This is a genomic window from Marinobacter salexigens (genome assembly GCF_002806945.1).
GTDB classification, from domain to species: Bacteria; Pseudomonadota; Gammaproteobacteria; order Pseudomonadales; family Oleiphilaceae; genus Marinobacter; species Marinobacter salexigens.
In genome coordinates this window covers 1,070,576-1,079,339 of sequence record NZ_NIHC01000001.1, presented here as the reverse complement: position 1 = coordinate 1,079,339, position 8,764 = coordinate 1,070,576, and the positions used below count along the sequence as shown (strand labels likewise).

Annotated in this window: 8 protein-coding genes; 3 read left to right on the top strand and 5 right to left on the bottom strand. The window is 49.2% G+C overall.

What is annotated here, in order from left to right; genetic code table 11:
• Nucleotides 1-91: 91 nt before the first annotated feature.
• The 5 genes from CDH47_RS17830 to CDH47_RS04990 form a co-directional block, all read right to left on the bottom strand.
• On the bottom strand, nucleotides 92-364 hold the full coding sequence (locus CDH47_RS17830) for a BrnT family toxin (RefSeq protein ID WP_100638781.1): 273 nt from the start codon (nucleotides 362-364) through the stop codon (nucleotides 92-94).
• 146 nt (nucleotides 365-510) lie between these two features.
• The gene (locus CDH47_RS05005) at nucleotides 511-909 is read right to left on the bottom strand and encodes a pilin (RefSeq protein WP_100638695.1); all 399 of its coding nucleotides are present in this window, start codon (nucleotides 907-909) and stop codon (nucleotides 511-513) included.
• Nucleotides 910-1,103: 194 nt separating this feature from the next.
• Nucleotides 1,104-2,072, bottom strand: coding sequence for a serine hydrolase domain-containing protein (locus tag CDH47_RS05000; RefSeq protein WP_161494476.1), 969 nt, complete (start codon nucleotides 2,070-2,072; stop codon nucleotides 1,104-1,106).
• 209 nt (nucleotides 2,073-2,281) lie between these two features.
• Nucleotides 2,282-3,829 (bottom strand): O-antigen ligase family protein, encoded by a 1,548-nt coding sequence (locus CDH47_RS04995; protein WP_153045463.1) that lies wholly within the window; start codon nucleotides 3,827-3,829, stop codon nucleotides 2,282-2,284.
• Between the two features lie 130 nt (nucleotides 3,830-3,959).
• Nucleotides 3,960-4,424, bottom strand: a complete 465-nt coding sequence (locus CDH47_RS04990; protein ID WP_100638692.1) for a pilin — start codon at nucleotides 4,422-4,424, stop codon at nucleotides 3,960-3,962.
• A gap of 364 nt (nucleotides 4,425-4,788) precedes the next feature.
• Here CDH47_RS04990 and pilB point away from each other — a divergent pair, with 364 nt between their 5' ends.
• The 3 genes from pilB (at nucleotide 4,789) to CDH47_RS04975 (ending at nucleotide 8,764) form a co-directional block, all read left to right on the top strand.
• Nucleotides 4,789-6,504 (top strand): type IV-A pilus assembly ATPase PilB, encoded by a 1,716-nt coding sequence (gene pilB, locus CDH47_RS04985; protein ID WP_100638691.1) that lies wholly within the window; start codon nucleotides 4,789-4,791, stop codon nucleotides 6,502-6,504.
• Nucleotides 6,505-6,506: 2 nt separating this feature from the next.
• A complete protein-coding gene (locus CDH47_RS04980; RefSeq protein ID WP_100638690.1) occupies nucleotides 6,507-7,727 on the top strand; it encodes a type II secretion system F family protein in 1,221 nt (406 codons plus the stop codon).
• A gap of 161 nt (nucleotides 7,728-7,888) precedes the next feature.
• Nucleotides 7,889-8,764: a prepilin peptidase gene (locus tag CDH47_RS04975; RefSeq protein WP_100638689.1), complete on the top strand. Its 876-nt coding sequence runs from the start codon at nucleotides 7,889-7,891 to the stop codon at nucleotides 8,762-8,764.

Sequence of the window (8,764 nt, the reverse complement as noted above, 5' to 3'; positions counted from 1 at the left end):
CAACCGTCAGGTTGTGAGGTGGAGCCATCTTCTGGAGAATGGCTTCTTTACGTTCCGGCGAATAATGCGGCATGGTTGTCCTCTGAAATATTCAGGCGACAACTAAGCTGACACATAGGGCCTCTCGTCGGTTAGCCTTACGCAGGCTTATTACTCGGCGGATCGAGCCTCTATCTGCAAAGACGAGGCAATAGACCCTTGAACCAATTGGTGCGTACCCGATCATTCGGCGTTCACCGTAACAATTTCGAACGTCTTCGATGAGCCACATACATTCCCATTCAAGTAACACTGCATCAGCCAAAGAAACACCGTGCTTCCTAGTGTTTATGGCGTCCTTCCCTGGATCAAATTCGATTTTCATATCACTTATTGTACATACAAAAAGCATGAAAACAAAACGGCCACCATTCGGACGCAGGCCTAGCCTGAACATAATGCCGAATAGACGCATCAGAAACACAAAAAGCCCGGGGACGAATCCTCCGGGCTTTCCGAAATCAGGTCAGGCTAAGCTGTGCCTGTCCAGGATCCGAGTCTCTCCCAAACTCCTGCGGGGCTGCGCTCAAAGCTTAGGATTAAGCCGGCCAAATTTGGGTGCGCTTTGCCGCCCATGGTCACTTGCAGCTGACCAGAACCGTCAGCGTTAAGCACTCCTATATCAACACCTTGACTACCAGTGGTGAGATTGGAAGGAGTGTAACCGATGTCCTCATTCATCACACTCCCGCTGGAGCCCGCACGCTTTTCGAAAGGCGCCTTGTATGCTGATAACTCGCTAACAGCTCGGTTTATCTGAGTTTTTGCGATGTAGACCTGATAGCTGGGGATGGCCGCTGCTGCAAGAATTCCAATAATTGCGACAACAATCATTAATTCAATAAGGGTGAAACCGCCGCTCTTCGCCATATCGTTGCCAGTCTCTAACTAGTTTTCTAAAACCTTTAACAAGCAACTTTGATGCCTATTCGCAATCAGCGAGGCGTCATTACAAGCCAGTGTAAGCAAAAGCATGTTAAAAAAGGAAAGCCCCCCCCCAACCTGCTAGAAGCCACGCTAGGCTGCACTGGCACTCAGGCCAAGCTGCATCTGCCTACGATTGATTATTTATCTAATTCATTCCGAACATATTCATAAAACTTCGCCAGCGCACCACTACCCCGCCTAGGGGTGCCTGCACCTAACCAAACCAGCACCCCTCTATCGGGAGTAATGCCTATCAATGACGCTACCCCCGGCAGCTTACCACCATGCATATACAGCGGCATATGATCCGGGGATGGTTGATAACGATGAACACCAAAGCCATAACACTCTTGGATCCTTGCCGGGTTACAACCATGAACCATATCACCATCAAGAATCGTTAATGGGCCTCGCGCCAAAGATGCTTTGATCAGATTAGCTAAATCTATGGCGTTACCTGACAAACCTGCAGATGAAGAAAGTGCTTTAAAGTCGTAGTTTTTGTAATACTCACGAGTGTAAAAGTTCTCATGTCGGGTATCGTAACTTACTTCATCAGCTAGGTAAGGCCCATCGATAAAACGGAGAGTTGTAGTTTTAAAAGCAAGTAAATCAGACACATACCACCTGAAGGGCTTTCCTGTGACCTTCTCTGCCACCAGGCCCAAGAGGCAGTAGCCAAGATTCGAGTATGCCTCCTTCTCACCAGGAGCATACATAAGGCTAGTTTCGGTCAATTTTCGGGGACTCTCTGGGCACCAGGGCTTATGGTTAATCATGAACATAACATCCTGAGACCGCACTCGATCCCAACCGCCCCGGTGCGCAAGCAAATGGCCAACTGTGATTTCTGCCACCCGAGGGTCCCTCAACTCCACTCCAAAACTCAAGACATCAGTAATGCTATCGTCGAGCGACAATTTCCCCCGGTTAATCAGATCAATTATTGCAATGGCGGTAACTGTTTTCGTGATACTGGCATAACGAAAACGTGTCGACGCGTGCAACACTTCTTCTCCAAAAAACCCGTCACTCCAACCTGTCTCACAATGACTGAGCTCCCCGGTAGGAGCAATGTAGGCCAATTGGCTCGCCGGGGCCGCCATCCTGTGGGTTCCATAATGCTGCACTCGCTCCATCCACCTTGGCGCCCCTGCCGAGCATCGAGTGGTCCACTGAATAAACGGTGCCTGCACATAATAAAGCAAGCGGGAAGGCCCCAGAGGATTAGTGATGACGAAGTGAGATACACCTGCGACAACTAACATCAAGCATAAGATAACAGCGAGATCTTTAACTCGGGATCTGCTTAGCATTAATAGGCATCCATCTGCTGCCGCTTGCCCATGGCGTTAGGCACCTCCATACCATACTGGCAACCGGTGCGATTCGGGAAATACCCGTGATGCCAGAAGCGAGGCATATACCCAGTCATTCCTGATTTCTCAACGCACTCTCGATCCCTGTCACTTTCTACTTTATATTCGATCACTCCTGACAAGAAAAACAATCCCAATGAAAATGCCACTCCAGACATCAAAACCCAAAACGATCTAAATTTGTAGCTTGGAATACCAACATCAAAGCTTACTGCTAAAGCCCATACCATTGACAACACAAGCAACCCAAATAACATACCTGCTGGTGCTAACAAAACAGATGAAACACCAGAGTGAAAAAGACCTGAGAATGTTGACGCAACAACTCCCACAATAACGTAAACCAAGGGGCTTTCTTGATCATAGTAAATCTCATAGCATGATTTAATACCCCTAAAAACAAAAAACACAGGAAAAAGCAACGTCAATACAAAAACCCACCCATATTCCGACGCCCATAACAAATACATACTATGAGGCGCTCCAAAATTTTTAACTTCACCATTCACAAAAGCTTCTGTGATTGGCTCATGAGTTAACCATGACTGCCCACCCATTCCAAACGGGAAGTTGGTCAAACTCATAGAGAATGCCTCACCCCATAAGATTAACCTCGCTGGCAGCCCGTCTACTACTCTTATCTGAATTTCAGATACATCGCCAAACACCATGCTCGGAAAAACGTAAGATAAAACAAACCAGAGACACGCCCCCAGAAAGAAAAACACCAGAGAAATCTGCGCCCACCTTATAGCCTTATACCTATATAGCAGAAGAATCAAAAAAAAACTCAATGCCTGAGCGGCAAAACTTCCATGTGCCGAACTTAATATAATCAACCACCACCAAACGGACGCCGTTATTATTACTATTGCTCTCCAAACCCTAAAAGTGTGAAGCGGGCCCACCATAATAGAAACTGGCAACAATGGAATCAACCACGTTGCTAGATGGCTCCACTGCCTTATGTTTCCAAAACCAAATGGCAGCATATCCTCAGGATAAAGGCCATCAAGAATAATCAATAAATATTCCAAAATTGTCAATAAAGAATAAAAAAAAGAAACAACAACCAAACTATATATAACGGCAAAAACAATACCGAAAAAAAACTGAGACTTTTTAGCCCAAACACCCACTAAAGCAACAAACATTAAACACAAGGCAAACATCAACCCTTCTAACGGGAATATAGCATACCTATCTACATTAATATAACTATACAATAAAACAAAAAAAGTCGGGAAAAGCCAAATTATTGATGCGTAATTATTTACACAAGATCCTCTAAGAGATTCGACAAAGAGGATTATAGAAGGAAGAAAAGAAATCACAAAAACTAAAACATATCTTTGAAAGTCATAGCGACTCTCTACATTAAAAAAATCCGAAAACAGGCAGACAACCGAGAGCGTCAGGGACAACAAGAAAACAATTAAGCAATAGATCAAAGCACTAAAATTTAACCTAGAAACAAAAGTCATCCATAGCCTATTAAATAAAATAGTTTTAGATACTAATAAGATTGCGTTCTGCGCGCACCACGCGCGTCCAAAACAAAAAACCCCTTAACAAGAAGGGGTTTTTCTGAAAAAGATTAGCGAACAAACAACATTACGTTGAGAGATCGTCGCTACAACCTGATGGACGATACTGCTCAGGAACATTTGTTGTACATGCCCAACTACCAGCAGAGGTGCGCGTCCAAACCAACTGATTCGCACCAGTTCCGGTAAGAGCTGCAGAGGCATTTCCACTGAATGTAGCCAACATTGTAACCTCAGTCCCAGTGAACGTAATGACCGGGCCCATATCGAGAGTTGCCGCCGCACCCAGGAGGTCACTACCACTCCAACCCCAATCGCACGCATCCGCATCCTCTCCTTCCATCAGACACATTTCAGCAGCAGTCCGCAGCGAGCCAACTTCCCCCATTACCCGGCTCACCTGAGACTTAGCGATATAAGTCTGATACTGCGGAATAGCAATCGCCGCCAAAATACCAATAATCGCCACAACGATCATCAGTTCGATAAGCGTAAAACCCTTCTGGGCGTGGTTGATTTGCATGTTCTTCATAATTCGACCTCTGTGATTGTCGTTAATCAACTCAAATTGGCCCGGGGCCGGTGGAGCCTTGCCCCGCAACCGGTTTCGGTGAGCCTGCACATGGACAAGCACTTACCGTGCCAAAAACAAAAACTCAGAGCAAAACCCTTACTAATCAAACCTCAAACCGTAACCCGACACCACACGCGACACATACCCACACCCAAGCCCCTAGCCGCGCCCCGTCACTCAATGACAAATTTTGTCACCCACCCGCAACCACCCTGCTGATTAATCACCACACGCCTTTCCAAACCCAAACCAGCCATCTAAACTCTGTGCTATCTCGCAACACCTTTATTCAATTACTTAGGCAGCACTCGTTACTCAGCTTATGGCTACCAATAAAAGCAACATCACCCTCACCGGCCTGGCCCGGCGCTTTGTGGATGACGGGCTTCTTGATGAAGCAACCGCCAAGGATGCCTTTGTAGAGGCCTCCCAGAACCGTATTCCCTTAATCACCTACCTCACCCAAAACAAACTGGCGGATAGTGCCAAACTGGCATTTTCGGCGGCCATGGAGTTCGGGGTATCGGTTCTGGATCTGTCGTCCTTCTTGCCAGAGATGATGCCGGAAGGCGTGGTTGATGAGCGGCTGGTGCGCAAACACAACGCTCTGCCTCTTTATAAGCGAGGGAACCGCCTGTTTATTGCGGTATCCGACCCGACCAATATCCAGGCACTGGATGAGATAAAATTCAACACGGGCCTGAGCACAGACGCGATATTGGTGGATGATGCCAAGCTTCGGGAGGCGATCGATAGGTACCTGGACTCCCAGGATACTTCCATGGGTGACCTGGATGATGCCGACCTTGAAGATGTGGAAACCGAGGGCGGTGAGCAGGAAGATGACGGCGCAGTTACTGCCAGCGATGTTGATGATGCCCCAATCGTCAAATACGTGAATAAAATGCTGCTGGATGCAATCCGCGGGGGCGCATCAGACATCCACTTCGAGCCTTATGAGAAAACCTATCGTGTTCGCTATCGAACAGACGGAATACTGAAAGAAATTTCACGCCCTTCTATTAAGCTGGCACCCAAGATATCGGCTCGTGTAAAGATTATGGCGCAACTGGATATTTCCGAGCGCCGGGTTCCCCAGGATGGCCGCATAAAGATGAAGCTGTCCAAAACCAAGGCGATTGATTTTCGGGTGAATACCCTGCCTACGCTTTGGGGCGAAAAAATTGTATTGCGGATTCTGGACCCCAGCCAAGCCAAGCTGGGTATTGATGTGCTGGGCTATGAAGAGGACCAGAAGCAGCTGTTTATGGATGCTCTGGAGCAGCCACAAGGGATGATTCTGGTTACAGGACCCACGGGCTCTGGTAAAACGGTTTCTCTTTACACGGGCCTGAACATTCTCAACACGCCGGACATCAACATATCTACCGCAGAGGACCCGGCAGAGATTAACCTGGAAGGCATTAACCAGGTAAACGTGAACAACCGGGTTGGGCTGGGCTTTGCTGAGGCGCTGCGCGCGTTTCTGCGACAGGACCCCGATGTAATCATGGTGGGTGAGATTCGAGATCTTGAAACCGCGAACATTGCCATCAAGGCGGCCCAAACCGGGCACCTGGTTTTGTCTACCCTGCACACCAACAGCGCGGCAGAAACCCTCACGCGAATGATGAACATGGGCGTACCCGCTTTTAACATAGCAACGTCTGTAAGTTTGATTATTGCCCAGCGGCTTGGCCGGCGGCTGTGCGGTGCCTGCAAACAGCCCGGCGAGGTGCCTAAAGACCTGCTTTTGACCGAGGGGTTCACAGAGGAACAAATTGATACAGGCTTCTCGTTGTACCACCCCAAGGGCTGTGATAAATGCAATGGTGGATACAAAGGCCGCGTCGGTATTTACGAGGTGGTTAAGGTGACTGAGCAGCTGGCGAGCATGATTATGGAAGAGGCCAGCTCCATTAAAATTGCAAAGCAGGCTGAGGCCGAGGGCTTCCGAAATTTACGCCAGTCCGCACTTCTGAAAGTGATTGAGGGCGTAACCAGTCTTGAGGAAGCCAACCGCGTGACGAAGGATTAAGCATGGCAGAGAAATCGCAAAAACTGGAATCCTATGTTTGGGAAGGCAAAGACCGAAAGGGCAACAAATCCAAGGGTGAACTGACCGGTTCCAGCATGGCTTTGGTTAAAGCCCAACTCCGCAAACAGGGCATTATTCCGGACAAAGTAAAGAAAAAGCCAAAGCCTTTGTTTGGTGGTAGCAAGAAAATTACGCCCTTTGACATCGCCATGCTCACCCGTCAGTTGGCGACCATGATGAAGGCAGGCGTGCCCCTGGTTCAGAGTTTTGACATAGTGGCTGATGGCCTTGAAAACAAAGGCTTGCAGGAATTGGTGATCTCTATCCGGAACGATATTTCTTCCGGTACGAGTTTTGCCGCGTCTCTCCGCAAGCACCCCAAGCACTTTGATAATCTGTATTGCAACCTGGTGGATTCTGGTGAAAAGGCCGGTGCGCTGGAGGCGATGCTGGACCGGATTGCTCTTTATCTGGAAAAAACAGAACTTTTGAAGAAGAAAGTTAAAAAGGCCATGACCTACCCGGTTGCGGTAGTAGTTGTGGCGATTATTGTTACCGCCATTCTTTTGGTAAAAGTTGTTCCGCAGTTTGAAAGCCTGTTCCAGGGATTTGGGGCTGAGCTTCCGGTGTTTACGCAGATGGTGGTTAGACTGTCTGAATGGATGCAGTCCTGGTGGTTTATAGTTCTGCTGGGCATTGTGGGTAGCATTTTCCTGTTCAAGGAAGCTAAGACTCGCTCCCAAAAATTCTCCGATGTTGTCGATAAATATGTGCTCAAACTGCCCGTTGTTGGCGAGATACTTGATAAATCGGCAGTCGCCAAGTTTGGCCGGGTTTTGTCTACCACGTTTGCTGCGGGTGTGCCGCTTGTGGATGCACTGGACTCAGTGGCCGGTGCTACGGGTAACGCGGTTTACCGAGATGCCATTGATCGCATCAAGAACGATGTTTCCAGCGGTACTCAGTTGCAGGCTTCCATGCGGCAGCAGGATGTGTTTCCGGTGATGGCTGTGCAGTTGACGGCGATTGGTGAGGAATCCGGTAATCTGGATGAGATGCTGGAGAAGGTGGCCGTGCACTATGAGGCTGTGGTGGATGACATGGTGGATAACCTGACTGCGCTGATGGAGCCGATGATTATGGCTGTGTTGGGTGTGTTGGTGGGGGGGTTGATTATTGCTATGTACCTGCCGATATTTCAGATGGGGCAGGTTGTGGGTTAAAGGCTGCCCCCGCCCCCTCTCCCCAACCCCTCTCCCGCGAGGGGAGAGGGGCTCAATGCCCAAGTCTGAGGCCGGCGTCGTCACCTCCCCTCTCCCCTCGCGGGAGAGGGGCTGGGGGAGAGGGGGGATTTTTTTCAAATACAAATAACACGAGCTTTTGAATGCCAACACTCGATATTTTTCTCTCAACCCCTTGGCTTCTATACCTCTCCGTTACACTCGTTTCCCTCTGCATCGGCAGTTTTCTAAATGTGGTAATCCTTCGCCTGCCAAAAATGATGCACCAGGAGTGGCGTTGTCAGTGTGAGGCGTTTTTGGAGGTTCCGGAGGGTGAGCGCAAGCAGGAGGAGGCGGTAACGCTGTCACGGCCTGCTTCTACTTGCCCTACCTGTGGCCACAAGATTCGGGCCTGGGAGAATATTCCGTTTATCAGTTACTTGCTTCTTGGGGGCAAGTGCAGTGGCTGTAAAACGCACATTTCGGTTCGTTATCCGTTGATTGAGGCGGTTACGGCGCTGTTTTCAGTGCTAACGGTGGTGATTCTTGGCCCTTCTGAAACTGCCCTGTGGGCTTTGCTTCTGGTGTGGGCGTTGATTGCGCTTACGGTGATTGACCTTGATACGCAGCTGCTGCCAGACAGCATTACCCTGCCCCTGATGTGGCTTGGGCTGATACTGAGCTATTTCGGGTTTCTTGGGGATTTCACCAGTGCGTTCTGGGGCGCGGTGGTGGGCTATCTTGCGCTGTGGTCTGTGTACTGGTTGTTCAAGCTGGCAACCGGCAAGGAAGGTATGGGGCACGGGGATTTCAAGTTGCTTGCGGCCCTGGGTGCCTGGCTGGGCTGGCAGTTGCTGCCGGCGATTATTCTGTTGTCGTCCGCGGTGGGGGCGGTCATTGGTATTGGTTTGATGGTGTTCAAAAAGCACGGGCGGGAGGTGCCGATTCCTTTTGGGCCTTATCTTGCGGCGGCAGGGTTGCTGTGTTTGTGGTTTGGTGTTGAAATTCAGGCTTTCTGGTTCGGGTTGCTGGGAGTTTGA

Bases quoted from the DNA above. Each gene is read 5' to 3' on its own strand.
- CDH47_RS05000 (WP_161494476.1), bottom strand. From the start codon at position 2,072: ATGGCGGCCCCGGCGAGCCAATTGGCCTACATTGCTCCTACCGGGGAG.
- CDH47_RS04980 (WP_100638690.1), top strand. From the start codon at position 6,507: ATGGCAGAGAAATCGCAAAAACTGGAATCCTATGTTTGGGAAGGCAAA.
- CDH47_RS04990 (WP_100638692.1), bottom strand. From the start codon at position 4,424: ATGAAGAACATGCAAATCAACCACGCCCAGAAGGGTTTTACGCTTATC.
- CDH47_RS04975 (WP_100638689.1), top strand. From the start codon at position 7,889: ATGCCAACACTCGATATTTTTCTCTCAACCCCTTGGCTTCTATACCTC.
- CDH47_RS04995 (WP_153045463.1), bottom strand. From the start codon at position 3,829: ATGACTTTTGTTTCTAGGTTAAATTTTAGTGCTTTGATCTATTGCTTA.
- CDH47_RS05005 (WP_100638695.1), bottom strand. From the start codon at position 909: ATGGCGAAGAGCGGCGGTTTCACCCTTATTGAATTAATGATTGTTGTC.
- pilB (WP_100638691.1), top strand. From the start codon at position 4,789: ATGGCTACCAATAAAAGCAACATCACCCTCACCGGCCTGGCCCGGCGC.
- CDH47_RS17830 (WP_100638781.1), bottom strand. From the start codon at position 364: ATGAAAATCGAATTTGATCCAGGGAAGGACGCCATAAACACTAGGAAG.